Source organism: Cupriavidus laharis, assembly GCF_914271435.1.
Taxonomy (GTDB): Bacteria; Pseudomonadota; Gammaproteobacteria; order Burkholderiales; family Burkholderiaceae; genus Cupriavidus; species Cupriavidus laharis.
Genome location: NZ_CAJZAI010000031.1, coordinates 1 through 26951 on the forward strand (window position 1 = coordinate 1; position 26951 = coordinate 26951).

Genomic DNA, 26951 nt, shown 5'->3' on the forward strand with positions numbered 1-26951 from the left:
CCTCATCGAGCCGTTCGTCCACCACGAAAACGCGTTTTTGCCTACTTTTACCGCTCGGGTAAAAGTAGGTCGCCGGCTACGCCGGCGAAACAGCCACGCCCGCCAAGCACGCCAACCCAATCATCCCCAAATCAATACGCCACCCGCGCCGTCAAACTCACACTCCGCGGATCCCCCGGCTGCAGATAGTTCTCATACTGGAACCCCCAATACTGCCTGTTGGTCAGGTTATTCAACGCCGCGCGCAGCGTCACATCCTTGCCAGCCACGCGCGTGCTGTAGGTGGCCCCGAGGTTGAACACCGTATACCCCCCAGCCTGCAGCGTATTGGTCGCGTTGACCTTGATGTTGCCGGTGTACTTGCCATCGATACCAATACGCAGCCCTGGCACGAACGGCACGCGGTAGCTCACGCGGCCAGCCAGCACCAGGTTCGGCGCGCCGGCCACGCGGTTGTCGGCGTTGGGGTTGCCCTTGTCATAGTAGGTGTCGAGATACATCGCGCTGCCGCCGAATTCCCACTGCGGGCCCAGGCGGTACACACCGGCCAGTTCCACGCCCTGGTAGATCGAGGTGCCGTCCTGCTGGCGCGTCGGCACGCCGGCGCTGATGCTGTCGTACTCCGCGCCGCGTTCTATGCGGAACAGCGCCGCAGTGGCGCTCCACTTCTGCTGGTCGGCCTTGACGCCAAGCTCATACTGCTTGCTGCGGATCGGGCTGAGCAACTCGCGCGCGTTGGTGTAGCCGTCCGGCACGATCGAGCCAGGCTCCAGCGCCTCCACGTAGCTCGCGTAGACCGTGGCGGTCGGCACGGGCTTGAACATCAGCGCCAGGGTCGGCGTGATCACGCCGTTCTTCGTGTAGCTGGTGGCCACCGGTACGTAGCCGTTCTGCTCGAAGTTGGTCACGCGCAGGCCCGCCAGCACCGACCAGCGCTCGGTAAGCTGCACGGTGTCGCTGGCGAAGACCGATTTCTGCGTGATGTCGCTGTTGCGCACCTTGTTGAACGCGGTCGAGCTGAAGTACTTGTTGGTGTTGGGCTCGTAGATATTGCCGGTGCCGATCATGCCGCCAAAGCCGTTGTCGTCATAGCGGTCGATCTGCTTCTGCCACGACAGGCCCGCAACCACCTCGTGGCCGAACAGGCCGGTGCGGAACTTGCCTTCGAGCATCGCCTGCCACTGGCCTACCTGCTGGTTCTGCGCGGTGTCGTAGCGCTGGTCGTTGTAGTCGCCGGCCTGGTTCAGCAGGTTGTAGGTGCTCTCGTTGCGGCTGCGGTTGACCTTGGTGAAGCTGTAGTTGGTGCTGACCGCCCAGTCCGGGTTGATCTGGTAGCGCAATCCCGTGGTGTAGAGCTGCAGGTTGGTGTTCAGGTGCTGGTCGTTGCCCGCGAAATTGCGGATGCGCCCGGACACCGTGGCGGGCAGCGTGGTGTCGCCGTAGGACCACAGGCTGAACGACGGCATCTGCCCGGTCGAGCGGCGGTCCTGGTAGATCGAGTCGAAGGTCCAGGTCAAGTCCTTGGTCAGGCGCGCATCGAGGCCCAGCGAGACGGTGTCGCGGTTGATGTTGCGCGCGTTGTACGGCGTGCCTTCCTCATGCGTGTAGTTGAGCCGGTAGCCGAACATCTTGTCCGGGCCCGCGCGGCCGCCAAGGTCGACGTGCTCGCTCCAGACATTGGCGGCGCGATAGCCGAGCTCGAACGCGGCGGTGAAGGTGTCGGTCGGCTTCTTGGTGACGTAGTTGACGATGCCGCCCGGCGTCGCGAAGCCGTACATGAAGCCCGGCAGTCCCTTGAGCAGCTCCACCTGTTCCATATGCTCGTACGGCAGCGTGATGCCGTAGGCCACGAACGGCAGCCCGTTGATCTTGAACCCGTTCTGCCAGTCGATCTGCAGGCCGCGCACGGTCAGGTAGCTGGACCAGCTGTTGTAGCCGTTGCTGTTGTCGGTGACGGAGGCGTCCATCGCGAACACGTCGCCGAGCTTGCTGACCTGACGATCGGCCAGGTCCTCGCCGGTGACGATGGTGGTGGAGTACGGCGTATCGAGCTGCGTGCGCGAACCGAGCGCGCCGGTGCTGGTTTTCCTGTCGAGCTGCAGGCCGGCGTCGTCCACGGCTGCGGCGCTGACGGTGACGGTCGGCAGCGACTGGGCGTTGCCAGTTGCCGGCGCTGCCTCCTGTGCCATAGCGGCGCCTGCGGGAAAGCCGGTCACGGCAATCAACTGGGCAAGCGCGGCCAACCGGCGGCGCCGTGGCATTGACGACGGGATTATTCGGGTGTGGGAGAACTGACGACGCATAATTGACGATAAACGTAGACACGAATGCGAATAATTCGCATTCATAAAGATGCGAATAATGCCTACCTGTCAAGCCAAGCGTCAAGTCCCCCACGTTTCTTTGTGACCGGAATGCTGCTGCAAGTGCCGTAGGCGGCTCCCCCGTGTCATGCAGGATTTTCGGACACCAGGCCGTGAGCCTGGCGCCCATGCTCGCACCGCGGCGCGATCCCTTCGTCAGGCGGGCACTGCTTCGCGTTCACCCTGCAGGGCCCTTGCCACACCGGTCACCCTGCGGCCCTGGAACCTCGCCACGGCAAGATGGTCGTCGTCTGGTTTGTCGGCATCGCGGTTCGAGACGTGAGTGGCGCCATACGGCGTTCCGGCCTTGAACATGACGGCATCGGCATAGCCGGTCGGCACGATAATCAGGCCGAGATGGGCCATCGTGGGATAGATCGACAGCAACGTGGATTCGTTGCCGCCGTGCCGTGACGACGTCGACCCGAATACCGAGCCAGCCTTGCCGTTCAGCTTGCCTTGGAACCAGAGACCGCCGAGCCCGTCGATATAGGCCTTCAGCTCGCTGGAAATCGAGCCGAACCGCGTCGGGGTGCCGAACACGATGGCATCGGCCCATTCCGCGTCGGCCTCCGTCGGTGCTTCGTACCGCGCGTTCATGGTGGTGGCATTTTCCAGCCAGCCGGGCGCCTGCCGCATGACCTCCGGACCGACCACTTCGCGCGCGCGCCGCAGCCGGACTTCGGCACCGAGTTCCATCGCGCCTTCGGCTACGGCCTGCGCCAGCTGCTCGGTAGAGCGGTTGCGGGAATAAAAGACAACCAGGATCTTGGGTGTTGACATGACTTCAGTTTCTCCAGCGAATGGGGTTACGCGACGATCGGCTCAAGCCGGCCCAGCAGTTCGTCCTTGCGCTCGCGCAGCCAGGGCGGCAACTGGAATTCCTCGCCGAAATGTCCCGGCGCCTCATCGATGGCGAAGCCGATGTCGGTTGTCGCCGCTTCGAAGATCACACCGCCCGGCATCTTGAAATACAGCGAGCGGAAGTAGTTGCGATTGACCGACTCCGATGTGTCGATGTAGCCCATCGCCATCAACCGCTCCTTGAGGACCATCTGCTCCGCCATGCTGTCGACAGCGAAAGCCACATGGTGGACCGTCCCCTCGCCATAGATGGAGGAACCCTGCAGGCGATCGGGTTCATGGAGGAACTCCACCACCATGCCGGGGCCGCCGGCGGCAGTCTCAAAGCGGTGGTGCGGGCCGGACTCGCCGACATAGCGGAAGCCGAGCGCGTCGGCCATGAAGGGGATCGATTCGGCCACTTCGCGCAGCGACAGGGTGATGCTGTGCACGCCGCGAATGGCAACGGCCGCCGGGATATCCGGCGCGACGCACGGCGCCCGCGTGTCGTGGTCCGTCTCCACCAGGTCGAATTCGATGCCGCAAGGATGGTGGAACCGCTGCCGCTGCTCGCTGAAGCGCTCGGTCACGTCGCGGTCATGCGAGACCCCCATGTTCTGGAAGCGGGAGCGCCAGAAGGCGAGCGACCCTACCGGGACCGAGTAGTTGATGACCCGCACCTGCCCTGAGCCGGGCCGGGCCTTGACGCCCTTCTGCCGGAACGGGAACGATGTCACGAGCGTGCCCGGGTCGCCGTTGGCGTTGCCGTAGTAAAGGTGGTAGATGGGATCCTCGCCGTCGAGCAGCACGGTTTTCTTCACCAGGCTCTGGCCCAGAACCTTGACATAGAAATCCACGTCCTCCTGCGCGCCGCTCACGCCGGCGGTCAGGTGATGAAATCCTTTGATCATCGACATCAATATCTCCCACGCGAAATTAGGGATGAGAAACGGCACGGCATGTCGCCGCTGCCGGGAAAGAAATGAACAAACGGGGGCAGGAATGGCGCCGGAAAGCCAGACCCGGAAAGCCAGACCAATCAGGCTTCGACGATGGAAACGAATTCTTCGAGTTCCAGCCTGCGCAGTGCCATGTTGTTTTCGGGCAGGCTGTCGTCGGCATAGCCGAGCGACATGCCGGCGACCACCATCTCCCCTTCCGGAATGTCCAGCTGCTCGCGCAGCACGGGATACTGGAGCGACCAGATCTGCTGCGGGCAGGTATCCAGGCCCCTGGCCCGGGCGGCCAGCATGATGTTCTGCAGGAAGCAGCCGTAGCAGATGAAGCTGGCCCATTCCAGGCGGCGGTCCATCGTGAAGATCAGGCCGACGGGCGCATCGAAGAACCGAAACTGGCGTTCGACGTCCCGCCTGCGCCCCGCTTTGTCGCTGCGGGCCACGCCCTGTGCGTCGCCAAGCTGGCCGCGGAATGCGTTGAAGCGTGCCGAGTAAGGCTCGTGCAGCGGCTGGGGAAAGAAGGAGTACTCGGGCGCGAGGCTCTCGGGGTCGGCCCGGTAGGCCTCGACAGCGGCGTCGGCGAGCCGGTCGCGGGCGTTGCCGATAACGATGTAGCAGCGCCACGGTTGGGTGTTGCTGGAACTGGGCGCGTATTTCGCGACGGCGAGAATGTCGCGCACGGTCTCCAGCGGCACCACACGCTCGCGATGGAAGCCGCGCTTCGCATGGCGTCCGCGAATCAGCGCGTCGGTGATCAGGGCATCGTTCATCTTTGTGTCTCCAGTCATGGCTCTTATGATGGAAGTCAGCTTAATCGCCGGAAAAATTTTTAGAAGGCGCCGCGCTTGTACGCATGGTTCCGAAGTTCCGAACGATGCCGGCGCTCCGGCACGCTTCCCATGAAGTACGATCGACCGCCATGTACGACGCTCGCTCTGACTGACAAGGCCGCGGGATGCTGGATCTGAAAGACGTCTATTTCTTCGTGCAGGTGGTCGACCGTGGCGGCTTTACGTCGGCGGGCAACAGCCTGGGACTACCCAAGTCGACGCTGAGTCACAGGGTCAAGGAGCTGGAGGCATCGCTGGGCGTGCGGCTCATCAACCGGACCTCGCGCCAGTTCACCGTGACCGAGGTCGGGGCGGAGTTCTACCAATACGCAGTCGCCCTGCTGCAAAGCGCGCAGGTTGCCGAGGAAGCCATGCGACAGCGGCTGGCCGAACCAAGCGGTGTTATTCGCGTCACGGTAGCGGCGGAGCTGGCGCAGTTTGCACTGCGCCGGATCCTGCCGGCTTTCCTGGGCAACCACCCCAAGGTCAGCATCATGGAAGTCGCCACGGAGCGGCTGGTCGACGTGGTCGGAGAAGGTTTTGACCTGGCGATTCGCGGGCATACGGCACCGCTGCAGGACTCCAACCTGATCCAGCGGCCCCTTGCCAGGGCCCCGTGGTTCCTGTTTGCCGGCGCGGATTACCTCGAACGCGCGCCACGCCTGGACGAGCCCGAGCAGCTTGCGTCGCACGCCCTCATCGCCATGGGGCGGAAGGGGCCGCCGCAATGGCAACTGCATGGGCCGGAAGGGCGGACGGTAACCGTTCCCATCGAGCCGCGCTTCCAGAGCAACAGCATGATGTCGTTGAAGGAAGCGGCCTGCTCCAATCTCGGTATTGCCGCCATTCCCGGATACATCTGCCGCGCCGAGTTGCAGTCCGGCCTGCTGCGGCAGGTGCTGCCTGGCTGGATCGCGGCGGATGCGCGCATCTCCGCGCTCATTCCGTACCGCACCGGACTGCTTCCCGCAGTCCGGTCGCTGGTCGACTTCCTCGCGGTCGAGCTACCCAAGGTCACGGCATTCGACCACGCCTGAGTCCGTCGTTCCGTAGTCATGGACGCTGCGTTCAGCGCTGGCAGGCTTACAAGGCCGGGCAAATTCCCTATCGTTCCAAGCCAAGGACCATCGCGCCCGTCACCCTGGAGTGGAACTGATGAACGAGCTGAACTGCCTGCCACAAGATGCGGTCCTATGGGGCCAGGACATCCTCCCCGCCGCCACCGCCAGCCTGGAGGCTCATGGCTTCCGGCACCCGCTGACCTTTACCGTCGAGCCGCTACGGGACTTCCATGCGCAACATGTGGCGCCCTACCTGACGCGCGGCGCGGGCACCTTCACCGACCTGCCGCCGCATGCGCCGAACACCGGCGTGCGCCGCGCGCTCGATGCCTGCCTGCGCGCCGAGGCCGATTCGATCCTGGCCCTGGGCGGCGGTTCCGTGCTCGATGCGGCCAAGGCCGTCTCGCACCTGCACCAACAGGAGACGGGCCGCTACCTGCCCATCGCCGCGTATCCGACCACGTTGTCGGGTTCCGAGTTCTCGCACTATTTCGGTGTGACGGAGACGGGCGGGCCGCAGCCCTTCAAGCGCAGCTATGCCGTTCGCGAGACGGTGCCAAAGGTCGTCGTCATCGATCCGCAACTGCTGGTCAACACCCCGCGCGAGCTGCTCCTTTCGTCGGCCATCAAGGGCATCGACCATGCCGTGGAAGGCATGCGCCGCGTGGCTGTTGACCATCCGCACGCCATCCTGGCTGCCGCGGGCGTGGAGCGATTCCTTGCCGTGCTGGAGAAATGGCCGGCTGGAGCCGATACGGCCCAGGCGCTCCTGTCGGGAGAAGTCACCACCGATGACCTGCTGCAACTCCAGCTGGCCGCCTGGCAGTGCTATTTCTTCCCCGCGTCTGTCATCTATGGCCTGAGCCATCGCATCGGCCATATCCTCGGCGGGACTTATGGCCTCCCGCACAGCGTCACCTCGTGCATCACGCTTGCCCCGGTCCTGCGGACTTGCGGGGCCACCTACGGCGACAAGCTGAAGATCTTCTGCCGCAGCGAGACAACCGCGAACGCCGCGTCGGCCCTGGCCGACCGGATTGCCAATGCCGTAAAACGTCTCGGCCTTCCCGACCGGCTGCGCGCCGTGGATTTCGACCGCGCAAAGCTTGCGCAGGTTGCCGCGCTGCTGCGGCAGAACTATGCCGCCGAAGTCGCCGACCTGGGCGATGATGCCGACGCGATGCTGCCTGCCTTTCTGGAGGGACTGTGGTGACCGAAAGAGATGAGCGGCATTCCGGCCACGACACGCGCGTGCCCAGCCTGCGCGACACGCTCGCGAGCCTGCGAGGCGGCCACACGACGGCTCGTGCCGTAACGGAGATGGCTCTCGCCCGCGCCGAGGCGAGCAGGAAGGCCTTCAACGCGTTTTCGGTCATCGACTGGGATCGCGCCCTGCGGGCCGCCGCAGAAAGCGACCGGCGATACGCGGCGGGCCAGCCCAGGCCGCTGGAGGGCCTGCCGATCGCCGTCAAGGACATGATCGATACCCGGGGGCTGGAGACACGCTACGGTTCCCTCGCCTACGTGGGCCACGTTCCCGACACGGATGCAGATGTGGTCGGGACGCTGGTGGACCAGGGCGCGATCGTCGTCGGCAAGACGAACACCCATGAATTTGCCTGGGGCGTCACGACATCGAGCGCGGCGTTCGGCGATACCCTGAATCCGCTGGACAGGAACCGGACGCCAGGCGGCTCCAGCGGCGGCGCTGCAGCAGCCATTGCGGCCGGCGCGGTCGCCGCCGGCCTTGGCACCGACACCGGGGGCTCGGTCCGGATTCCCGCCGCCCTGTGCGGCGTAGCGGGATTCAAGCCGACGCTGGGCGCGTTGCCCACCCGGGGCATCTTTCCGCTCGCGCCGACGCTTGACCATCCGGGCATCCTTGGGCGAGGCGTCGACGACATCACGGTGCTTGCCCGAGCCAGTGGCATCGATATCCCGGAGAGCGACGCATGGCTGTCGGCGCGGCTGGGTGTGCTGGCGTACGTGCCGCCAGTCCCGCCCGACACCGCGGTGTTCACCGCTTCCGCGCAGGCGGTTCGGATGCTACGCACGCTCTTTACCTGCGAGTACGTCGATCCGGAAGACCTGTTCGACGGCGTCTATGACGCCTTCGCGGCCATCGTCCTCACGGAGGGCGGCGTCGAACACTTTCGCCGCAGCGACGAGGCGCGCATCGCGGCCCACTACAGCGAGGAGACCCGCCAGCGACTGGGCCTGGCGAAGGAGGTGAGTCTGCGCGACTACGCCAGCGCACAGCAGGTGCGGCACCGCTTCATGCACCGGCTCAAGGCAATGATGGCTTCGCTGGACTACCTGGTGCTGCCGACCTGCGCGTGCTTGCCGCCCACGCTCGACGCGAGTGCCGTCTCCATCGGCGCATGGTCCGGCACGGTTCGCCAGGCGTTGATGACCTATACCGCGCCATTCAACGTCGCCGGTTTTCCGGCCATCTCGATCCCTCTGTGGTCGACGGGCTGTGCCCTGCCCGCCGCAATGCAGATCGTCGCTCATCCCGGTGACGACGGCGCGCTGCTGAAGATCGCGGCCGAGATCGAGCGGATTGTCCATGCCGATCCTGGCCCCGCTTCGCACCCGGCTTCGCACCCCGCCTCCAGCCCGGCCGCCGAAGGCGCCATGCATCCATGACATGGCCGCGCGACGAAGCCATCCACAAGGCCCGCGGCACGTCGGCCAGCTTCTGTGCCATGTCAGCGGGCGGTGCCCGCGAGAGTTGATAGCCGTGAACCCCACAACGAGGAGACAGCGATGAACGATACCGTCAAACATGAGCGCCCTGATCCGGCGCCGGCCGGCGCGCCGACGGGGCAGACGCCCTACAGTGCGTGGATGCGGACAGATATGCTCCACTCGCTGCAACATCCGGTCAGCGACCATCCCGGCGAGCATGCGTGGATTACCTCGGTGCAGGTGTCCGAGCTCTACTGGATGCTGATCATCCGGGAAATCCAGATCGCACAGGCGCAATTGCGGGCGGACGACCTGGCGCAGGCCTGCCGGACGCTGCAGCGCGTGGTCGCCCATCACGAGCCGCTCAATGCCACATGGCGGTCGATCGCGTGGATGACGCCCACCGATCTGCTGTCCATCCTTTCGCGTGCGGTGGCAACGTACGGCAAGGACACGGCCCTCCAGGGGTGGACGTACCGGCAAATGGTCTATCTGCTTGGCATCAAGCAGGCGGAGCATCTGCAGCATTTCATGCCGCAGCCCCAGCGCTGGGATCAGCTTAACAAGGTGCTGGCCGAACCGAGCCTCTATGACGACGTGCTCGCCTATCTGCATCGCAGGGGCCTTGCTGTGCCCGCGGCAGTGCTTGACCGCGATTTCAGCGTGCCCTACGAACCAGGCAAGGCCGTCGAGCAGGTCTGGCGCGACATCTACGCGGGCCAGGACGACAACCTCGGGCTTCAGCAGCTCGGTGAGACGCTGTGCGATATCGCCGAGGGCTTTTCGACCTGGAAGCACCTGCACCTGATGGCGACGCGCCGGACCTTCGGCGGTCGGCCGGCCTATTTCGGCACGGAGGGCATTGCCTGGCTGCTGCCGACCATGAATGAAATTCCATTTCCGGAACTCTGGTCGGCGCGCGGCTTTATTGGCGACCCGCCGGCAGTGTGCCCGCATATGCGCAAGTAATGAGGCGCCCCGTTTGGCAGGACGATGTGACACCCAAGCTTTCCGGAGGAAACCAGCTATGAGCAGTGATCGATTGATGAACCTGGCGGCGGGCGCCCGTGCCGCCATCGCGGATCCCGCGCGCATGACTCTCGCGGGTAGCGACGCGAATCCGCGCTTTGAACTTTTCCATGCGGCCAGTTCGCTCTGCTCGCAGAAGGTGCGCACAGTGCTTTTCGAGAAGCAGTTGCCGTACCGGTCGAATGACATGATGATCTTGAGTTCGATGGGCCCAGACGGCGTCGTTCCGGCTGAGCACTATCATGCGCCCTATGTCAGGTTGCGACTGATTGCAGGCCAGGAAATCTCGCGGGAACTCGTCAGCGGCTATAGCGGGCGCACTTCGGTGGAAAGCGAAGGCTTCGACCCCTGCGTGGTCCCGTTGCTCGTGGATTACGAGGCCGGCCGGGTGATCGCGGACTCCCGGCGAATCTGCTGCTATCTCGATGCGGTGTCGCGCGATCCGGTCCAGCTCTTGCCCGAGGATGACGATGCGCGTTCCCAGGTGATGCACCAGGTGCGTATCGTCGATCGGATTCCGAACGGCACGCTGCTCTACGGCTTTCATCCCGATGCCGACCTGCGGCCCGAAGCGCTCAAGACCGTCATGGCATCGGTTTATGAACATAAGATCGCGGCGCTCGAAGCGATGATCGACGCCAATGCCGACGATGCGGAACTGGTTGCCGCCTATCGCGCGAAGATCGCAAAGGAGCGAGGCGGCATGTCGGTCCGCCACGATGCGGCGTTTCAGCGCGCTGCGCGAGACCACGTTGCGGGCCTGCTGAAAGACCTCGATCGTGCGCTCGGATCGTCGTCGCCGTATCTGAAGGGGGAGTCCTTTTCGCTCGGCGATGTGCTGTGGGGCGTCAATCTGGTACGGCTGGCGTACCTGGGGCTCGCGTCGATGTGGGAAGACCTGCCGAATGTCGCCCGGTATGTCGACGCGCTGCTCAAGCGTCCGTCCCTGCGCAAGGAAGCGGTCCAGGCCACGATGGATTCCATGCCGCCTTCACGCTATTTCGATGTGGTTGCCGGCACCGCCGAGGTGGCACCGGCGTAGTCCGCAGGTCTTCGCGTTGGGTACTACGATGAAGCGGCCGGGTGGGCGGGCACCGTGAATGAAAAGATCGTGCCGCGGGCATAGTCGTGCTCGCCCACAATCGACCGCCGTAATCGCGCGCGAAAATGCAGCTGGCCGCAGCAGAGTCAGACGCCAAGCTGCCGCGCCGCCAGATCCTTCATGATCTCTTCCGCTCCTCCACCGATCATCATCACCTTCACCTCCCGGTACAGCCGTTCCACACGGCTGCCGCGCATATAGCCCATGCCGCCGAGCAACTGCACCGCGCGGTCGGCGCAGAACTGGAACGTGCGCGTGGCCAGGTTCTTGGCCATGGCGATCTGCGCGACCGGCGCGGCGCCGTCGTCCAGGCGGCTGGCCAGGTCGTCGAGCATGGCGCGCGTGGCTTCGATGCGCGTGGCCATGTCGACGAGCTGGTGGCGCACCACCTGGTGGTCGGCCAGCCGCTTGCCGAAGGTGTGGCGCTCGCGCGCCCAGGCCAGCGCATCGTGGAAGCACACCTGCGCATAGCCGCAGGCCGCGGCCGCCAGCGCCAGGCGCTCATGGTTGAAGTTCTTCGTGATCGCGGCAAAGCCCTTGCCTTCCTCGCCGATCAGGTTTTCGGCCGGCACGCGGCAGTTGTCGAAGAAGAGCTGCGCGGTATCGGACGCCCACCAGCCCATCTTCTTCAGCTCCGTACGCGACAAGCCCGGCGTATCGCCTTCGATCAGCAGCAGCGAGACGCCGCCCGCACCCGCCCCGCCGGTGCGTACCGCCACCGTGAAGAAGTCGGCCCGCATGCCCGAGGTGATGTAGAGCTTGGTGCCGTTGACGACGTAGTGGTCGCCGTCGCGCCGCGCGGTGGTGGTCAGGTGTGCCACGTCCGAGCCCGCGCCGGGCTCGGTGATGGCCAGCGCGGAGATCTTCTCGCCGGACAGGATCTGCGGCAGCACGCGTGCTTTCATGGCTTCGCTGCCGACGGCGGCGATCGGCGGGGCGCCGATGGTGTGCGAGAACAGGCCCGAGGCAATGCCGCCGGAGCCGCCCCAGGCGCGCTCCTCGAACAGGATCATGCGGTAGAACGCGTCGCATGGCGCGCCGCCATAGGCTTCGGGAAAGCCCGGCTGCAGCAGGCCGGCTTCGGCGGCCTTGCGATACAGCTCGCGCGGAAAGCTGCCGGCTTCGTCCCAGGCTTCGGCATGCGGCGCGACTTCCTTCTCGAAGAAGCGCCGGACCGAGGTGCGGAACGCTTCGTGGTCGGCGGTGTAGTAGCGGGGATTGGGTGGTTGCAGGACCATGTTTTCGTGCATCGTCGGCTCACTCGGCAGCTGGTGCCAGGCAATCCGGCAACTGGTATAGCGGAAAGCCGTTGAACGGCTCGGAGCGCTGGTGGGCGGGCAGGGCCCAGGTGTGCTTGGCATTGGGCACACCGCCATCGACGCGTATGGTGGAGCCGGTGATGAACGCTGCCGCCGGCGACAGCAGGAACACCACCGCGCCAGAGACTTCAGCCTCGGTGCCCAGCCGCTGTAGCGGCACCTTGCGCGCGAGCTGGCGAATCTTCTCCTGGAAGGCTGGCGGATAGGTGTCAAAGCCGCTGGAAGCGATCCAGCCTGGCGCCACCGCGTTGACACGCACGCCCGACGCAGCCCATTCGCACGCCGCGGTCTCCGTGAACGACAGCATGCCCGCGCGCGCCGCGCCGGAATGGCCCATGCCGGGCATGCCGTTCCACATGTCGGCGATGATGTTGACGATGGCGCCGCCATTGGCTTCCATCCACTGCGTGTAGCACTCGCGCGCGACCAGGAAGCCGCCGGTCAGGTTGTTGCGCACCACGGCTTCCCAGCCTTTCAGGCTGATATCGCGCAATGGCGACGGGAACTGCCCGCCGGCGTTGTTGAAGAGCCCGTCGATGCGGCCATGCGCGGCCAGCACGTCGGCGATCGTCTGGCGCACTTGTACCTCGTCGCGGATGTCGCACACATGCAGCGAGATGCGCGGCGCGGCGCCGGGCTCGGCGGCGATGATTTCCGCGCGGACCTGCTCGAGCTTGTCGAGCTTGCGGCCCGCCAGCGCCAGGCCGGCGCCCAGGCTCGCAAGCTCATGGGCGGTGCAACGCCCGATGCCGCTGCCGCCGCCCGTGACCAGCACGGTGCGCCCGGCAAACAGCTCGCGGTGGAATACGGAACGATATTGCATGCCTGTCTCCGGGTTCAGGGATTGGCGCTCAGGCCGAGCCGTTTCACCAGCTTGCCCTGGCTCTCATAGCGCTGGCGCGCGAACGCGGCGTAGCCGCTGCTGTCGAGATAGGCCATCTCCTGGTCGAGCCGCTCCAGCATCTGCTGCATGGCCGGCTCGTACAGGGCCTTGCGGAATGCATCGTGCAGCACCTGTACGGCCTGTGCATCCATGCCGCGCGGCCCGGCGATGCCGAACGGCGAGGTCGAGACCATGTCCAGCCCCACATCGCGCAGCGTGGGCACGGCCGGCCAGCGGCGCGAATGCCCGGCCGTCCACAGCACCAGCCAGCGCGCCTTGCCACTGTCGACATACGGGCCGATGCCGCCCGCTGTCACGCCCAGGTCGATATGCCCGCCCATCATCGCGGCGATGATCTCGGACTCGCCTTTGTACGGCACGTGGTTCAGGCGGATGCCAAGCTTCTGGCCGATTTCCTCCATGGTCACGTGCATGGTGCTGTTGGTGCCCGTGGTGCCGTAGCTGATCTTGCCTGGGTCGCGGCGCGCATCTTCCACCATGTCCTGCCACGATTTCCACGGCGCATCGGCGCGTACGGCCACGCCAAGCGAATAGCCGGTGAGGTGGATCACGTAGGTGAAGTCCTGCATCGGATCGAACTGCGTCTTCTGCAGGTGGGGCAGGCGGAACACGGGCTCCGGCATGATCGTCAGCGTGTAGCCGTCGGGCTTGGCGCGCGCGACGAAGTTGGCGCCCAGCACGCCCGCGGCGCCGGGACGGTTTTCGACGACGACGGGCTGGCCCAGGTGCTTGCTCGCCCCGTCTGCCAGCGTGCGCACCAGCGTGTCGGTGGCGCCGCCGGCCGCGAACGGTACGACCAGCGTCACCGGCCGCGCCGGGAATCCCGCCGCCCGCGCGTGGCCGGACGCCAGTGTGCCCAGCGGCGCCAGGAGGCCGAGTGCCAGCAGCGAAAGGCTGGTACGGCGTCGGTCGTCGATGACTTCAGTTTTCTCAGCCTGCATGGTGTGCTCCTCAGGGCTAGTTGTGCTCGTTCAGAAGAATCAGTGCGTCCAGTGCCACGGCGCCTTGTCCTGCCTGGCGTACCAGCAGCGGGTTCACTTCCATTTCGCTGAGCCGGTCGCCCAGCGCCATGGCGGCATCGGACAGCGCGGCAATGGCGGCCGCGGCGGCTTCGATGTCGGCGGCGGGCTTGCCGCGGAAGCCGGTCATCAGGCGGTAGCCGCGCAGGCTGGCGAGCATTTCGCGCGCCATGGTGCGGTCCACCGGCAGCAGGCGGTGCGCCACGTCGTGGAAGATCTCGGTGAAGATGCCGCCGAGGCCCACCGTCATGGCGGGGCCGAACACCGGATCGCGCGTCACGCCGACGATCAGTTCGCACACGCCGCTGGCCATCTTCTGCACCAGCACGCCGCGCTGCTCGGCCTGCGGCATCGCTTTCACCGCATTGGCCACGACTTCGGCGGCCGCCGCGCTGACCTGCTGCGCGTCGGCCAGGCCCAGGCGCACGCCGCCCACTTCGGTCTTGTGCGCGATGTCGGGGCTCAGCACCTTGATGACCACCGGGTAGCCAATACCGTCCGCGGCGCTGGCCGCTTCTTCCGGAGTGGCAGCGACGGCCTCGGCGCCGATCGGCACGCCAAAGCCGGACAGCCATTGCTTGGCCTGGTATTCGTCCGTGGAGGCGGCCGGCAGATAGCCGGCGGCGCCCGTCGAAGCCTGGGCGCGCAGGTTCATCCAGTGCGCCGTTGGTGCGGCCGTGCCGAGCCAGCCCACATAGGTGCCCAGCGCCTGCGCGGCGCGCGCGACATCGGGGAACAGCGCGACGCCCGCCGCTGCCAGCCGTTGCCGGCTGGCGGGCTCGCCCGTGGTGGCGACCACGATCAGGCGGTTGGTCTTCGCGGCCACCTCGATCAGCTCGTCGGCGACGCGGTCGAGCAGGTAGGCCGTGGCGTAGAGGAAGATCACGTCAGTGCCGTCGTCGGCGGCCAGGTTGTCCAGCACGGCATAGGCCAGGCCGTTGCGGTTGAAGAGCTGGCCCGTCATGTCGACCGGGTTGGCCACGCCGCCGATCTCGGGCACCGCGGCCTGCAGGCGCTGCTGCACTGCTTCCGACAGGCGCGGCACCTCCAGCCCGGCGGCGCTGAGCAGGTCGGCCGACAGTGCGCCCATGGCGCCCGACACCGACGCCACCACCACGCGGCGGCCGGCGCTGCGCTGGCGGAAGCCCGACAGGTAAGCCAGGTCGGTCAGATGCGCCGGGTCGCGCGCCTGCATGGCGCCGAGCTGGGCGAAGGCCGCGCGGTAGATGGCCTGGTTGCCGGCCAGCACCGCGGTATGCGACTGCGTGGCGCTGGAGCCGGCTTCGCTTTCGCCGGCCTTGAGCAAGATCAGCGGCTTGCCCGCGGCACGCAGCCGTGCGGCAGCGTCGATGAAGCGCGGACCGTTGCGCAGCCCTTCCACGTAGCCGACCACGGCGCCGGTCTGCGCGTCGTCGGCCAGGTAGTCCAGGTAGTCGGCATAGTCCAGGCAGGCTTCGTTGCCGGTGTTGATGAACTGGTGGAAGCCCACGTCCATCTGGCGGCCGGTGGCGTAGACGATGGCGCAGACATTGCCGCTCTGCGTCAGCAGGCTGACGTGGCCGGGGCCGTCCTGCGGCGGGAAGGCGCGGAACGTGGTGGCGAACGCGGTCACGGCGCGCGTGGTCAGGTTGGCCAGGCCCATGCAGTTGGGGCCGGCGATGGCCATGCCGGTTTCGCGGGCAAAGGCGGTCAGTTCGGCCTGGCGGGCCACGCCGGCCTCGCCGGCTTCGGCAAAGCCCGAGGCATAGAGGATGGCTGCGCGGATGCCCACCGCATGGCAGCGCCGCAGCTGCGGCAGGACGTCTTCGGCGCCGAGCGCGAGCACGGCCACGTCAGGCGTCTTGGGCAGCGACTCCACATCGGGGTAGCAGGCCAGGCCGGCGATCTCCGCATAGCGCGGGTTCACCGGATAGACCGTGCCCTGGTAGCCAAGGCGCTGCAGGTGGTCCAGCGCCACGCCGCCGATGCGGCTGGTATCGCGCGAGGCGCCGATGATGGCAATGGAAGCGGGTTCGAGCAGCTGGGACAGGGCGGCGCGGTCTGGCTGAGGCGCCGTAGCGGTAAAGGTCATCTTCATCATCTCCATCCTTCCTGTGCCGGAAGGTGGAGCGATTCAAGCCCATGGCGGCAGGCTGCCGCAAGCACGGCAGCCCAGACTGTGCACATTGTGAACGGACGCGGCGCCGCCGCCGTCGGCTTGCCGTGCTGCAATGTGACCCTCGCGGTACCTCCGCGCACGCGCAGCGGTGTATTGTGCGAGGTATCAGACCAACGCCCGCCCCGGTATGCCGGCGCCTGCGCAACGCAGCGGAGAGACCCGAATGCACCAGAACTGCAATGCGCCGAGCCTGTTGCGATCGTCGGCCTGGCGAGCGTGCTGGCGGCACCTGGCGACGCTTGCCGCGACCATCGCTTGTGCCGCCGTGCCGGCCGGCTGCGCAAGTCTGCCGGCCTCGGCCGAACGCACCCCGTCGTCGGCCCCGGCCAATACCACCGACACCCCGTTGGGCAAGGTCCTGGCGCCGCGCCTGGCGCAGCGCCCGGGCGAGTCGCTGTTCTACCCGCTGTCGTCCGGCCCTGACGCGCTTGCCGCGCGGCTGGCCATGGCGCGCGCCGCGCAGCGCACCCTGGACCTGCAAACCTACATCTTCGAGACCACGGGCACCGGTGCCGCCGTGCTCGGCGACATCATCGACGCCGCCGACCGCGGCGTGCGCGTACGCCTGCTGCTGGACGACATGCACACCGGCGGCATGGACAAGGTGCTGTCCGCGATCGACTCGCATCCCAATATCGAGGTCAGGCTGTTCAACCCGTTCGCCAACCGCGGCGCGCGCTGGCTGGAGATGCTGTGGAGCTTCAGCCGGCTGGACCGCCGCATGCACAACAAGTCGATGACGGTGGACAACCAGATCTCGCTGGTGGGCGGGCGCAATATCGGCGATGCCTATTTTTCCGCGCGCACCGACATCGATTTCAGCGACCTCGACGTGCTCGTCGCGGGGCCGGTGGTGCCGCAGGTGTCGGCGGTGTTCGACGAGTACTGGAACGATGCCTCGTCGTACCCGGTGGTAGCGCTGATTCCCGAAGGCAAGGAGGCGCCCGAGGCGATGCGTGCCTTGCGCAAGCGGCTCGAAGTGCGGGGCGATCAGGCGAAGGCCAGCTCCTATGTGCAGGAACTGCTCGATTCCGGCCTCGCGAAGGGCATTGAAAGCGGCCACATGCCGGGCTACACCGGCAAGGCCACGGTGGTGTCGGACAATGCGGCCAAGATTACCGAGCGGGCCGAGGGCGACGGCTATGCCACGGTACGCCTTGAACGCCTGATCCGTGCCGCGAAGAATGAGGTGGTGCTGGTGTCGCCATATTTCGTCCCGGACGATGACGGCGAGGCGTGGCTGATCGCGCTGGCAAAGCGGGGCATTCGCGTGCGCATCCTGACCAATTCCTTCGCCGCCAACGACGTGAGCGCCGTGCACGCAGGCTACGCGCCTCACCGCGAGGCGCTGGTGGCGGCCGGCATCGAACTGTACGAACTCAAGCCGAGCGCCTACGCCGAACTTGCGCAGCGCGGCAAGGGCGCGGGTTCGGGCTCCCGTTCTCGCTCGTGGCTGGCGTCAAGCCGCGCCAGCCTGCATGCGAAGAACTACATCGTCGACCGGCACCTGGTGTTCATCGGCTCGCTCAACATGGATCCACGCTCGGCAAAGCTGAACACCGAGATGGGCGTGGTGCTGGACAGTCCGGCGCTGGCCCGGCGCATCCTGAAAGGGATGGATGATGGCCTGCTCGACATCGCCTACCGGCTCGAACTGCGCGCGAGCCCGGACGGCAGCTCGCGGCACCTGACTTGGGTCACGCGCGAACAGGGCCAGGCAAAGACCTACGAAAGCGAGCCCGGCATGGGCCCGCTGCAACAGCTCGGCATCGGCTTCCTGCGTGTGCTTCCGATCAAGGAAGAGCTGTAAAGCGCGGGGCGGATGCTGCACAGCGTCTTACACGAATCTCCGATCGGCGGTAATGTTGGCGGCTGCGCCCCGGAACCCACTGAGGGCCGCCCGCGCTGCCCCTGGCAGCATTGCGGGCAGCCCATACGCAAGGAGATCCATGAAAGCCGCTGTCCTGCATCAACCCAAGTCCCCCCTGGTGATCGAAGACGTTGCCATCGGCAAGCCCGGCCCGCATGAGGTACTGGTGCGCACGGCCGCCGTTGGCGTGTGCCATTCCGACCTGCACTTCCTGGACGGTGCCTACCCGTACCCCATGCCCGCGGTGCTCGGCCACGAAGCTGCCGGCGTGGTGGAACAGGTCGGCGAATTGGTGCGCACAGTCCGGCCCGGCGACCACGTGATCACCTGCCTGTCGGCCTACTGCGGCCATTGCGAGCACTGCCTGACAGGGCACCTGTCGCTCTGCACCGAGCCCGATACACGCCGTGGCGAGGACGAAGCGCCGCGCCTGACGGCGCGCCACGGCGGGGCGATGAACCAGTTCCTCAACCTCTCCGCCTTTGCCGAACAGATGCTGGTGCACGAGCACGCGCTGGTGGCCATCCGCCGCGACATGCCGCTGGACCGCGCCGCGCTGATCGGCTGCGCCGTGACCACCGGCTTCGGCGCGGTGGTGCACACCGCGCGCGTGCAGCCCGGCGAAAGCGTGGCAGTGATCGGCTGCGGCGGGATCGGGCTGGCCACCATTAACGGGGCGGCCATTGCCGGCGCGGGACGCATCATTGCCATCGACCGCGTGCCGGGCAAGCTGGGGCTGGCCCGGCAGTTCGGCGCGACCGACGTCATCGAAGCCGGCGAGGATACGGTCGATGCGGTCCGCGCGCTGACCGGCGGCGGCGTGCATCATGCGTTCGAGGCCATCGGCCTCAAGCAGACCGCCGAGCAGGCCTTCGCGATGCTGCGCCGCGGCGGCACGGCCACGGTGATCGGCATGATCGCGCCCGGCGTGAAGATCGAACTCAAGGGCAGCGATTTCCTCGCCGAGAAGAAGATCCAGGGCTCGCTGATGGGGTCCAACCGCTTCCCGGTGGACATGCCGCGCATGGTGGATTTCTACATGGCGGGTCGCCTGAAGCTGGATGAGCTGATCTCGCGGCGCCTGCCGCTGGAAGGGATCAACGGCGCGTTCGACGAACTGCGCCGCGGGGAACTGGCGCGGTCGGTGGTGGTGTTCGGGGACTGAGCGATCCGGCAGGCCGATGTCAGGCCTGCACCGCCTCCCGCCTTTTCGCCGCCGGGCGCCTTGTCTCCGGCACTCCCAGCGTCTGCTCCAGCACGTCCAGGAACACGCGCACGCTGGCCGGCATCAGCTTGCGCGCCGGCATCAGCACATAGACCTTCAGCGGTGACGACGTGTAGGCCGGCAGCACGCGCACGAGTTGCCCTTGCTGGACTTGCTCGTGCACGAAGCGTGGCGACAGCCGTGCCACGCCCAGGCCGTCGATGGCGGCCTTCAGGCGCAGTTCGGCATTGTGCGTGCAGATGCGCGGCTCGACGTCCAGGCGCGCGGTCTCCACATCGTCGCGCAGGAATTCCCAGGCGTGGTCGTCGGCGTTGCCGAGCGTAGGCCAGCCGGCCAGGTCCTGCGGGGTACGCGGCAGTCCGCGGTCGCGGATCAGGGAAGGCGCGGCATAGAAGCCGCGTTCGATCAGGACGACGCGCTTGCTGGCGAACGAGGTGTCCTGCAGCCGCGTGTTGGTCATGACAAAGGCCAGGTCGTAGCCGTGGCGGACCAGGTCGGGCTGGTCCCAGCTCACGTCCACGTGGACGCGCAGGCGCGGATGCAGCCGCATCAGGCGGCTGAGCCCCTCCGACAGGTGCTGGGAGCCGACTTCATACGGGGTGGAGATGCGCAGCACGCCGCTGACCTCGTCGCTGACGGACGCGGCCTCGGCGCTGATCTCATGCAGTTCGGCAAACAGCGGCGCCACGCGGTCGTAGAGCCGCTGGCCGCGCTCGGTCACGCGCACGCGCCGCGTGGTCCGTTCGAACAGCCGGACGCCAAGCTGGCTCTCCAGCCGTGCCACCGCGGCACTGGCCGATGATTTGGGCACTTCAGCCAGTTCGGCGCCCTGGGTGAAGCCGCCGCCTTCCACCACGCGGCAGAAAATCTCCCAGTCCTTCCATTCGATTGTCTTCATGCGGGGGCTCCGGCGTCAGCGGTGCGCCCTCGGGGATCGTTCCCGGTCAGTCTTTGGCTGTGGGGATGGGGCGCTTGCGGCCGATTGTCCCACAGTGTGGACAATGGCGCTCTAAACGGCTTGATGTGCCTTCCGGTCTCAGTCAAGATTGGTCCTTGGCAGATGGCACGGATGCCGGCGCTGGCCGGTCAGGTCCGTGGCGAACCCGAGGTGCAGCCCCACATGGGCCACCATCCGCGGCCGGGCGGTGTTGCGCCTGCGGGCGATCGGCCTGCCACGCCTCCCGATGTCGCTGCAACGCCATCGCCCAAGTTACGGAGCCATGCGCCATGAGCCAGCCGTTCCCGCCCTTGCCCTACCTCAGCGGCAACTTCGCGCCCATCCTTATGGAGTGCGATGCCCATGACCTGCCCGTCACCGGCGAACTGCCGCGCGCCCTGCATGGCACGCTGTACCGCAACGGGCCGAACCCGCAGTTCGCGCCGCGCGACCCGTACTACCACTGGTTCATCGGCGATGGCATGGTGCATGCCTTTCATATCGAGGACGGCTGCGTCCGCTACCGCAACCGCTGGGTGCGCACCAACAAGTTCAACCGGGAACGTGCTGCCGGCCGCGCGCTGTTCGGGAGCTGGGGCAACCCGGCCACGACCGATCCCTCCGTGGCCGGTGAAGAGAGCGGCGTCGCCAACACGAATATCGTCTGGCACGCCGGACGCCTGCTGGCGCTGGAAGAGGCCGACCTGCCCGTGGAACTCGATGCCGGCGACCTGGCCACGCGAGGTGACTGCACCTATGGCGGCAAGCTGTCCGGCCCCATGACCGCGCACCCGAAGATCGACCCGGTCACGGGCGAGCTGGTGTTCTTCGCCTACTCGGCTGATGGCCCCTTTACCGAGGGCCTGCGCTACGGCGTGGTCGACGGCGACGGCCGGCTCACGCGCCTGGCACACTTCGATGCCCCGTTCAGCAGCATGATCCACGACTTCATGGTGACGCCGCGCCATGTGCTGTTTCCCGTGCTGCCGCTGACCGGCAGCATGGCGCGGGCCATGCGCGGCGAGCCGGCCTATGCCTGGGAGCCGCAGCTTGGCGCACACATCGGCATCATGCCGCGCCATGGGGATACCGCGCAGATCCGCTGGTTCCGCGGCGAAGCGTGCTATGTCTTCCACGTGATGAACGCGTGGGAGGAGGGTAACCGGATCCTCGCGGATGTCATGCAGTACGACGAGCCGCCGGTGTTCAATCCGAACGCCGGCGGGCCCGGCAGCCGTGCGCGGCTGTGCCGCTGGACCTTTGATCTGGACGCGGGCACCGACGCGTTCCAGAGCACATGGCTGGACGACATGCCTGGCGAATTTCCGCGTATCGACGATCGTTTTGCCACGCTGCCATATCGCCATGGCTACTTTGCCTCTCGCCAGCACGAAGGGTCGCTTCCCGGCACCTACGACACGCTGGTCCACCTAGACGCGGCTACCGGCCAGCGCACGCTGCACGCGCTGCCGGAAGGCGATGCCATCTCCGAACCGGTGTTCGTGCCGCGCAAGCCGGACAGTGCCGAAGGCGATGGATGGCTGCTCGCAACTGTGTTCCGTGGTGGCGAACAGCGCAGCGACCTGGTGGTGTATGAGGCGGGCGATATCAGCCGCGGGCCGGTTGCCGCCGCGCAGTTGTCGCACCGCGTGCCGTTCGGCTTCCACGGCAACTGGCGCCCGGCGCAATGAGCGCGTGGCCGATGTCCGCAGGACAAGGGACTGACATGGGTTTGCTGATGACCGGCCTGCTGTCGTTTATCGCCTTCTTCAACGGCATGCGCACTGTATTGTCCGGCGCGGGTGCCGGACAACCGCTTCAGCAAGTTCAGTAAGGCTGGTCGCCGGGACGGACGTCGAGACCGAGGGTGTCGGCGATATCCGTCATCTCCTCGTCGTCCTCGCTGCGCGTGATCCAGCCGCCGTAGGCGTCGCCGCCGGTGTCCCAGTTCCACAGCGTGTAGCCGGCCACGCGCAGCTGCTGGTGGGCGACTTCCATCAACTCAGGCACGCTGGTGCTTTCGAGGAAGTTCTCGTCCTCGGGGTCGTCGCTGCCCCAGTCGATTTCCAGGTCCAGCCGCTCGCAAAGCTGGTTCATGCAGCCGATGAAAGACTGGCAGTCCTTCCAGTCCACGTAGAAGCCCGACTGCCAGTCAATCACTTCGCGGATCACCCACAGCAGTTCCTGGCCCTCGGTGTCATCGTCCTCGGCCTCCAGCAGCGCGTCTTCGAACAGCGCCTGCTGTGCCTCGGTCTGCGCGGCATCGCCAAGGTTGATCAGCGCGAAGAAGCGGCGGATGGCGTCCTGTGTATCGTCGTCCAGTGGCGTGACCATGTTCGTTCTCCTTATTCGTCGTCTGTCGTTCAGGCGGCGATGCCAACGATCTCGCGCTGGCCGCGCGGCGTGACCCGCAGCGCGCGCGAGGCCGGCGTGGCCTCGACCCAGCCGTGCTGCAGCAGGCTGCCGAGCAGCGCGGCGCCCAGCGCGCCGCCAAGGTGCGGCTTGCGCTCGCTCCAGTCGGGGCAGGTGCAGGCGAACTGGCGCCGCTTGCGGCGCGCGGCCTCCACGTCGACGCCAAGCTGCGACATGGCCTGCGCGCCGTCGCCACTCAGGTCTACGGCATTGCCGTCCACCAGCAGCCAGCCCGCGCGCGTCATGCGCTCGAACAACCCCACGGCGAGCTCGCCGGCCAGATGATCGTAGCAGGTGCGTGCCTGCCGCAGCGCGGGCGGCGCCGTGCGCGACACCGGCACATCGCGCAGCCGCGGCGGACGGCTGGCCAGCGAGGCCGACGCCAGCGCTTCAATGGCCACGCCGATCTCGGGCGCGGCCAGGCGGTAGTAGCGGTTGCGCCCGCGTGTTTCCACCACCAGCAGCCCGCCTTCGCTGAGCCGCGTCAGATGCCCGCTCGCGGACGACGCAGACAGGCCGGCAATCAGCGCCAGTTCGCCGGCAGGCCGTGCACTGCCGTCCATCAGCGCCCACAGCATGGCTGCGCGGCCCGGGTCTGCCAGCAGGCCGGCGAGCTGGCTGATGGCTGGGGTGTATTCCATGGTTCATTGGGGGTGGAGGATGGGAGGGAGTATAGGTGCGAACCCGGTTGGCCTCGGACATTTCGACGCGTGGGACCAGCGGACACGCTCGTTCTCCGACGACAAATTCCATCTATTGAGGAATACGGAACTATTGAGCTTTCCCTATTTCACGACAACATCAAAGCAACCACCGTCATTCCCGCGAAGGCGGGAATCCAGCGTCTTACAAGTCCCCCGAAGGGGGACAAAAAGTCACTGGGTCCCCGCCTGCGCGGGGACGACGAATATTTTGCGTTGTCATGAATTCTGGAAACATCAATAGTTGAAATCGTTCTGTGTCGGTCAGCCATGGATGCGCTGGGTCATCCATTGCCGATACTGACGAACGCGGCATGCGTCGGACGCTTGCTGCAGGATCAGCGCGCGCAGCGGCGACACCCTGGGATTCGTGGCTTTGCCCCGGCTGAGCTTGCGCAGTTGAAACTTGACCGCCGCCATGTTGGCCAGCGAGGCCAGTGGTTTGTTCTTCCACCTGATTGGCATCAACGCAGGCGCACTGTCTTTGCCGGAAAGCCAATCGCGCGGCAGATTGGGGTTGATGGCCAGGGCGGTACCGATGCCGACCGTGTCTACGCCGCTCCTGACCACCTGCTCGGCCACGGGCTGACTGCGGATGCCACCTGTGAGCATCACCGGCATCTTTGCCACTGCGCGGATGTCGCGTGCGAACTCCACAAAGTAGGCCTCTCTTTCCTGACTATCCGATGCTGAAGATGGCGCAGACGCCGATAGTCGAAACCCATATCGTGCCCGGCACGGCCATGCCCAGCGGCGCCGGTGAAATTGCGGTGCCTCCAATCGCACCTGCCGTGGCACATGCCATTGCCCAGCTCACCGGCAAACCGGTGCGGCAACTGCCGCTAAGCGGTCAGTAGTCCCAGAAGGCCGGTACCCGGCGGGGGACGTCGCTGTGGAATGCCCAAGGCGTCGCGAAAATCCATCGCGTGAAGGATGACGAAGGGGGGCTGGGCGCTGCGCGGATATACAAATACAAATGATGCTTCGATCGAGGTCCCGCGGACCTGCATGCATGGCAGCATCAATTTGTAAGAAAATGTATGATACATGACGTATAGGGCGCATTTTGCGCCGGCCACGCTCTACTTCCGGGGAAATCCCTAGGGGCAAAATTAGAGTGTTTCCTCTAACCTCGGCCTTGGTTTGTGCGCTGCCGCATTCGGGCCACAACCACCGAAACCACGCTCGACCGGTGCTCTGCTGCCTTGCTGCAGGCGGCTCCCGGCGGCCATCAAGAAGAGGTAACTCAATTCATGTCCTTTTTTACGTCCGATCAGTTCGCTGCGGTGCACAAAAACAACCTGGCCAATGTGGCGAAGGTGTCGAATACAACCCTCGCAGGGATTCAGAAGCTGACGGAGTTGAACCTGCAGGCAGCCAAGGCAGCCATGGCTGAAGGCCAGGCGAACCTGAAGGCCGTGGCCGGCAAGGATCTGCGGGATGTCCTGTCATTGCAAGGCAATGTGCCCCAAGCTGCCGTGGACAATGCCATCTCGTATGCGCGCCACGTGTGCGAGATCGCATCGCAGGCCCAGGCGGAGCTGGCCCAGGCCGTTGAAGAGCAATACGAGCAGCACCAGCGCAATGTGCAGGCCTTCGTCGACACCTTCTTGAAGAACGCCCCGGCTGGTTCCGAAGCGGTTTCCACCCTGCTGCAGGTGACATTGGATACTGCCAGGCATTCCTACCGCTCTGCGCAAGGCATGAGTGAGCAGTTGGCCGAGCTGGCTTCCGCCAGTTTCTCCGCGTCCGCTGGCGCCGCCACGGCCGCGGATAGTCAGGCAACGCGCCGCTCGGCCGGGATCTGACGCGAAATCTCGCGCGCCGGCATAGCCGGTACCCATACAAAAATCAATCATCGACCAGTTCACCCCTGCGGCATGGCGCCGGCAGGGCTGTATCTGTTTGCGATGAGCCATTTAGCCCGGTCTGCCATTCCCGGCAGGCCAGGGGTCTTTCACTTTAAAAAAAGAGGTAATCGAGCATGACGAAAAGAATCGCACTGGTTACGGGCGGCATGGGCGGCCTGGGAGAGGCCATTTCCATCCGCTTGCATGATGCGGGCCATACAGTGGTGGTAACCCATTCGCCGGGCAACACCAAAGCCCAGGAATGGCTGGCAACCATGGCGGCGGGAGGGCGTGAGATGCACGCCTACGAGGCCGATGTGGCGGACTACGAGAGCTGCCACGCGAGCATCGCGCAGATCCTGGCCGATCTGGGCCGTGTCGATGTCCTGGTGAACAACGCCGGAATCACGCGTGACATGGCATTCAAGAAGATGGACAAGCCAAACTGGGATGCGGTGATGAAGACCAATCTCGACTCCGTGTTCAATGTCACCAAGCCCGTCTGCGAAGGCATGGTGGAGCGCGGGTGGGGCCGGATCATCAATATCTCGTCCGTCAACGGCTCCAAGGGCGCCTTTGGTCAGACCAACTATTCCGCGGCCAAGGCCGGCATGCATGGATTCACCAAGGCGCTGGCGCTGGAAGTCGCCAGGAAGGGGGTGACGGTCAACACGATATCGCCGGGCTATCTGGCCACCAAAATGGTGATGGCCGTGCCGAAGGACATCATGGACAGCAAAATCCTGCCGCAGATTCCGATGGGGCGCCTGGGCAAGCCGGAGGAGGTGGCGGGACTGGTGGCTTTCCTTTGCTCCGAGGACGCGGCCTACCTGACCGGCGCGAATCTCGCCATCAATGGCGGGCAGCATATGGACTGATGCACCGACGGGCAGTCGGTCCCTTCCAAGAGCCCCTTTCAGAAAAGGACCGATCCGGCATCGACAGTGAGAACCTGCGTTTCGTGCTTCAACATTGGAAGAAGACCTGGGTTCCCCCGGATCCGCCTTGTTCGATCGTGGCAAGGACTCGACTGGCATGGGACCAGCAGGGCGAAGGGCGATGTCTGAGCCCCTGCACGGCCCAGATGCCGAGCAGGAGAGAACAGAGATCAAAGTCTTTCCTGTTGCATCCACTGCGTCAGCGGCGTGTCGTGGGGTGTCACGTGAGTAAGCAATCTACCTATAGCAACAAATGCCCGGAAAGTGGCCTCTATTTCTGATGTAAGGGGAACTGAATTCTCCATTAGACTTGGCCCTGTCAGTCCTGCTACGCCCGCGTCCCGCTCTGGTAACGCGGGTTCTTTTTTTGTGATGGCGGCCGGACCTGAAGAATGGCAATGGGGTGTTGGCAGGGGAATCGCGCTCGCGAATCTGGCTGGGCTGGCTTGTTTCGCGTACCGCTTCGCGTGTGCGGAGCACCGCATCATCGACTCGGTCGGGTGATGACAGCCTTGTCGGCAGCAGGGCATAGTCTCCGGTGTTCAGTGCTCCTGCTCCCGAAACGTCGTCAAAGACTAGTCCAATGAATCACTGAAATCGGTCGGTGCCTGCCATATCACTGATTCGGTGGACTAAACATAGCGACATAAGTATTGCAGCATGTATCAATGTATGATTGCGTGGTTACTCTTTCGGAGAGGCAGCCATGCGCAAGCTCGAAATTGCAGACGCGCAGATCATGC

The 26951-nt window shown here is 65.7% G+C and carries 21 protein-coding genes and 2 pseudogenes; 11 read left to right on the plus strand and 12 right to left on the minus strand.

Annotated features, from left to right (window positions below; all coding sequences use genetic code 11):
• Positions 1–131 precede the first annotated feature (131 nt).
• The 4 genes from LDO29_RS27545 to LDO29_RS27560 all read right to left on the minus strand — a co-directional run bounded on the left by LDO29_RS27545 (position 132) and on the right by LDO29_RS27560 (position 4932).
• Positions 132–2261, minus strand: coding sequence for a TonB-dependent siderophore receptor (locus LDO29_RS27545; protein ID WP_224082916.1), 2130 nt, complete (start codon positions 2259–2261; stop codon positions 132–134).
• A 258-nt stretch (positions 2262–2519) separates the two neighbouring features.
• Complete coding sequence (gene wrbA, locus LDO29_RS27550; RefSeq protein ID WP_224082917.1) at positions 2520–3146, minus strand: NAD(P)H:quinone oxidoreductase; 627 nt, start codon at positions 3144–3146, stop codon at positions 2520–2522.
• Between the two features lie 26 nt (positions 3147–3172).
• On the minus strand, positions 3173–4123 hold the full coding sequence (locus LDO29_RS27555; RefSeq protein WP_224082918.1) for a ring-cleaving dioxygenase: 951 nt from the start codon (positions 4121–4123) through the stop codon (positions 3173–3175).
• Positions 4124–4245: 122 nt separating this feature from the next.
• Positions 4246–4932: a nitroreductase gene (locus LDO29_RS27560; RefSeq protein WP_224082919.1), complete on the minus strand. Its 687-nt coding sequence runs from the start codon at positions 4930–4932 to the stop codon at positions 4246–4248.
• Positions 4933–5117: 185 nt separating this feature from the next.
• On the opposite strand from LDO29_RS27560, the gene LDO29_RS27565 reads away from it, so the two are divergent.
• From LDO29_RS27565 to LDO29_RS27585, 5 genes are all read left to right on the plus strand, one after another.
• Positions 5118–6029, plus strand: coding sequence for a LysR substrate-binding domain-containing protein (locus tag LDO29_RS27565; protein ID WP_224082920.1), 912 nt, complete (start codon positions 5118–5120; stop codon positions 6027–6029).
• A gap of 118 nt (positions 6030–6147) precedes the next feature.
• Positions 6148–7266 (plus strand): iron-containing alcohol dehydrogenase, encoded by a 1119-nt coding sequence (locus LDO29_RS27570; protein WP_224082921.1) that lies wholly within the window; start codon positions 6148–6150, stop codon positions 7264–7266.
• Positions 7263–8702: an amidase gene (locus LDO29_RS27575; protein ID WP_396022730.1), complete on the plus strand. Its 1440-nt coding sequence runs from the start codon at positions 7263–7265 to the stop codon at positions 8700–8702. Before LDO29_RS27570 ends, LDO29_RS27575 begins: the two co-directional genes overlap by 4 nt.
• A 120-nt stretch (positions 8703–8822) precedes the next feature.
• Positions 8823–9713, plus strand: coding sequence for a tryptophan 2,3-dioxygenase (locus LDO29_RS27580; RefSeq protein WP_224082923.1), 891 nt, complete (start codon positions 8823–8825; stop codon positions 9711–9713).
• A 58-nt stretch (positions 9714–9771) separates the two neighbouring features.
• Complete coding sequence (locus LDO29_RS27585; protein WP_224082935.1) at positions 9772–10815, plus strand: glutathione S-transferase family protein; 1044 nt, start codon at positions 9772–9774, stop codon at positions 10813–10815.
• 146 nt (positions 10816–10961) lie between these two features.
• Here the strand turns inward: LDO29_RS27585 and LDO29_RS27590 are convergent, their stop codons facing one another.
• From LDO29_RS27590 to LDO29_RS27605, 4 genes are read right to left on the minus strand one after another with little or no spacing between them, the layout of a single operon-like run.
• Complete coding sequence (locus LDO29_RS27590) at positions 10962–12113, minus strand: acyl-CoA dehydrogenase family protein (protein ID WP_224082924.1); 1152 nt, start codon at positions 12111–12113, stop codon at positions 10962–10964.
• Between the two features lie 19 nt (positions 12114–12132).
• A complete protein-coding gene (locus LDO29_RS27595; RefSeq protein WP_224082925.1) occupies positions 12133–13017 on the minus strand; it encodes an SDR family oxidoreductase in 885 nt (294 codons plus the stop codon).
• 14 nt (positions 13018–13031) lie between these two features.
• Positions 13032–14039 (minus strand): tripartite tricarboxylate transporter substrate binding protein, encoded by a 1008-nt coding sequence (locus tag LDO29_RS27600; RefSeq protein ID WP_224082926.1) that lies wholly within the window; start codon positions 14037–14039, stop codon positions 13032–13034.
• A 16-nt stretch (positions 14040–14055) separates the two neighbouring features.
• Positions 14056–16188, minus strand: a complete 2133-nt coding sequence (locus LDO29_RS27605; protein WP_224082927.1) for an acetate--CoA ligase family protein — start codon at positions 16186–16188, stop codon at positions 14056–14058.
• 250 nt (positions 16189–16438) lie between these two features.
• Here LDO29_RS27605 and LDO29_RS27610 point away from each other — a divergent pair, with 250 nt between their 5' ends.
• Positions 16439–18085, plus strand: a complete 1647-nt coding sequence (locus LDO29_RS27610) for a phospholipase D family protein (RefSeq protein ID WP_224082928.1) — start codon at positions 16439–16441, stop codon at positions 18083–18085.
• A 139-nt stretch (positions 18086–18224) separates the two neighbouring features.
• Positions 18225–19310, plus strand: a complete 1086-nt coding sequence (locus LDO29_RS27615; protein WP_224082929.1) for a Zn-dependent alcohol dehydrogenase — start codon at positions 18225–18227, stop codon at positions 19308–19310.
• Between the two features lie 19 nt (positions 19311–19329).
• Here the strand turns inward: LDO29_RS27615 and LDO29_RS27620 are convergent, their stop codons facing one another.
• Complete coding sequence (locus tag LDO29_RS27620) at positions 19330–20268, minus strand: LysR family transcriptional regulator (RefSeq protein ID WP_224082930.1); 939 nt, start codon at positions 20266–20268, stop codon at positions 19330–19332.
• A gap of 329 nt (positions 20269–20597) precedes the next feature.
• Between LDO29_RS27620 and LDO29_RS27625 the strand changes: the two genes are divergently transcribed.
• Complete coding sequence (locus LDO29_RS27625; protein WP_224082931.1) at positions 20598–21998, plus strand: carotenoid oxygenase family protein; 1401 nt, start codon at positions 20598–20600, stop codon at positions 21996–21998.
• A 136-nt stretch (positions 21999–22134) separates the two neighbouring features.
• Here the strand turns inward: LDO29_RS27625 and LDO29_RS27630 are convergent, their stop codons facing one another.
• From LDO29_RS27630 to LDO29_RS27640, 3 genes and pseudogenes are all read right to left on the minus strand, one after another.
• On the minus strand, positions 22135–22641 hold the full coding sequence (locus LDO29_RS27630; RefSeq protein WP_224082932.1) for a DUF6630 family protein: 507 nt from the start codon (positions 22639–22641) through the stop codon (positions 22135–22137).
• Positions 22642–22670: 29 nt separating this feature from the next.
• Complete coding sequence (locus LDO29_RS27635; RefSeq protein WP_224082933.1) at positions 22671–23360, minus strand: ArsR/SmtB family transcription factor; 690 nt, start codon at positions 23358–23360, stop codon at positions 22671–22673.
• Between the two features lie 324 nt (positions 23361–23684).
• Positions 23685–24092, minus strand: a pseudogene (locus LDO29_RS27640) (HisA/HisF-related TIM barrel protein); the annotation flags it as partial.
• Between LDO29_RS27640 and LDO29_RS27645 the strand changes: the two are divergent.
• The 3 genes and pseudogenes from LDO29_RS27645 to phbB all read left to right on the plus strand — a co-directional run.
• Positions 24092–24277: pseudogene (locus LDO29_RS27645) on the plus strand (hypothetical protein); the annotation flags it as partial. The pseudogenes LDO29_RS27640 and LDO29_RS27645 sit on opposite strands and share 1 nt — an antisense overlap.
• A gap of 348 nt (positions 24278–24625) precedes the next feature.
• Positions 24626–25228, plus strand: a complete 603-nt coding sequence (locus LDO29_RS27650; protein WP_318035536.1) for a phasin family protein — start codon at positions 24626–24628, stop codon at positions 25226–25228.
• A gap of 176 nt (positions 25229–25404) precedes the next feature.
• A complete protein-coding gene (gene phbB / locus LDO29_RS27655; RefSeq protein WP_224082934.1) occupies positions 25405–26148 on the plus strand; it encodes an acetoacetyl-CoA reductase in 744 nt (247 codons plus the stop codon).
• Positions 26149–26951: the final 803 nt, after the last annotated feature.

What these genes read in the sequence shown, in the direction of transcription:
- LDO29_RS27545 (WP_224082916.1), bottom strand. Translation starts at nt 2,261, where the DNA reads ATGCCACGGCGCCGCCGGTTGGCCGCGCTTGCCCAGTTGATTGCCGTG.
- wrbA (WP_224082917.1), bottom strand. Translation starts at nt 3,146, where the DNA reads ATGTCAACACCCAAGATCCTGGTTGTCTTTTATTCCCGCAACCGCTCT.
- LDO29_RS27555 (WP_224082918.1), bottom strand. Translation starts at nt 4,123, where the DNA reads ATGTCGATGATCAAAGGATTTCATCACCTGACCGCCGGCGTGAGCGGC.
- LDO29_RS27560 (WP_224082919.1), bottom strand. Translation starts at nt 4,932, where the DNA reads ATGAACGATGCCCTGATCACCGACGCGCTGATTCGCGGACGCCATGCG.
- LDO29_RS27565 (WP_224082920.1), top strand. Translation starts at nt 5,118, where the DNA reads ATGCTGGATCTGAAAGACGTCTATTTCTTCGTGCAGGTGGTCGACCGT.
- LDO29_RS27570 (WP_224082921.1), top strand. Translation starts at nt 6,148, where the DNA reads ATGAACGAGCTGAACTGCCTGCCACAAGATGCGGTCCTATGGGGCCAG.
- LDO29_RS27580 (WP_224082923.1), top strand. Translation starts at nt 8,823, where the DNA reads ATGAACGATACCGTCAAACATGAGCGCCCTGATCCGGCGCCGGCCGGC.
- LDO29_RS27585 (WP_224082935.1), top strand. Translation starts at nt 9,772, where the DNA reads ATGAGCAGTGATCGATTGATGAACCTGGCGGCGGGCGCCCGTGCCGCC.
- LDO29_RS27590 (WP_224082924.1), bottom strand. Translation starts at nt 12,113, where the DNA reads ATGGTCCTGCAACCACCCAATCCCCGCTACTACACCGCCGACCACGAA.
- LDO29_RS27595 (WP_224082925.1), bottom strand. Translation starts at nt 13,017, where the DNA reads ATGCAATATCGTTCCGTATTCCACCGCGAGCTGTTTGCCGGGCGCACC.
- LDO29_RS27600 (WP_224082926.1), bottom strand. Translation starts at nt 14,039, where the DNA reads ATGCAGGCTGAGAAAACTGAAGTCATCGACGACCGACGCCGTACCAGC.
- LDO29_RS27605 (WP_224082927.1), bottom strand. Translation starts at nt 16,188, where the DNA reads ATGACCTTTACCGCTACGGCGCCTCAGCCAGACCGCGCCGCCCTGTCC.
- LDO29_RS27610 (WP_224082928.1), top strand. Translation starts at nt 16,439, where the DNA reads ATGCACCAGAACTGCAATGCGCCGAGCCTGTTGCGATCGTCGGCCTGG.
- LDO29_RS27615 (WP_224082929.1), top strand. Translation starts at nt 18,225, where the DNA reads ATGAAAGCCGCTGTCCTGCATCAACCCAAGTCCCCCCTGGTGATCGAA.
- LDO29_RS27620 (WP_224082930.1), bottom strand. Translation starts at nt 20,268, where the DNA reads ATGAAGACAATCGAATGGAAGGACTGGGAGATTTTCTGCCGCGTGGTG.
- LDO29_RS27625 (WP_224082931.1), top strand. Translation starts at nt 20,598, where the DNA reads ATGAGCCAGCCGTTCCCGCCCTTGCCCTACCTCAGCGGCAACTTCGCG.
- LDO29_RS27630 (WP_224082932.1), bottom strand. Translation starts at nt 22,641, where the DNA reads ATGGTCACGCCACTGGACGACGATACACAGGACGCCATCCGCCGCTTC.
- LDO29_RS27635 (WP_224082933.1), bottom strand. Translation starts at nt 23,360, where the DNA reads ATGGAATACACCCCAGCCATCAGCCAGCTCGCCGGCCTGCTGGCAGAC.
- phbB (WP_224082934.1), top strand. Translation starts at nt 25,405, where the DNA reads ATGACGAAAAGAATCGCACTGGTTACGGGCGGCATGGGCGGCCTGGGA.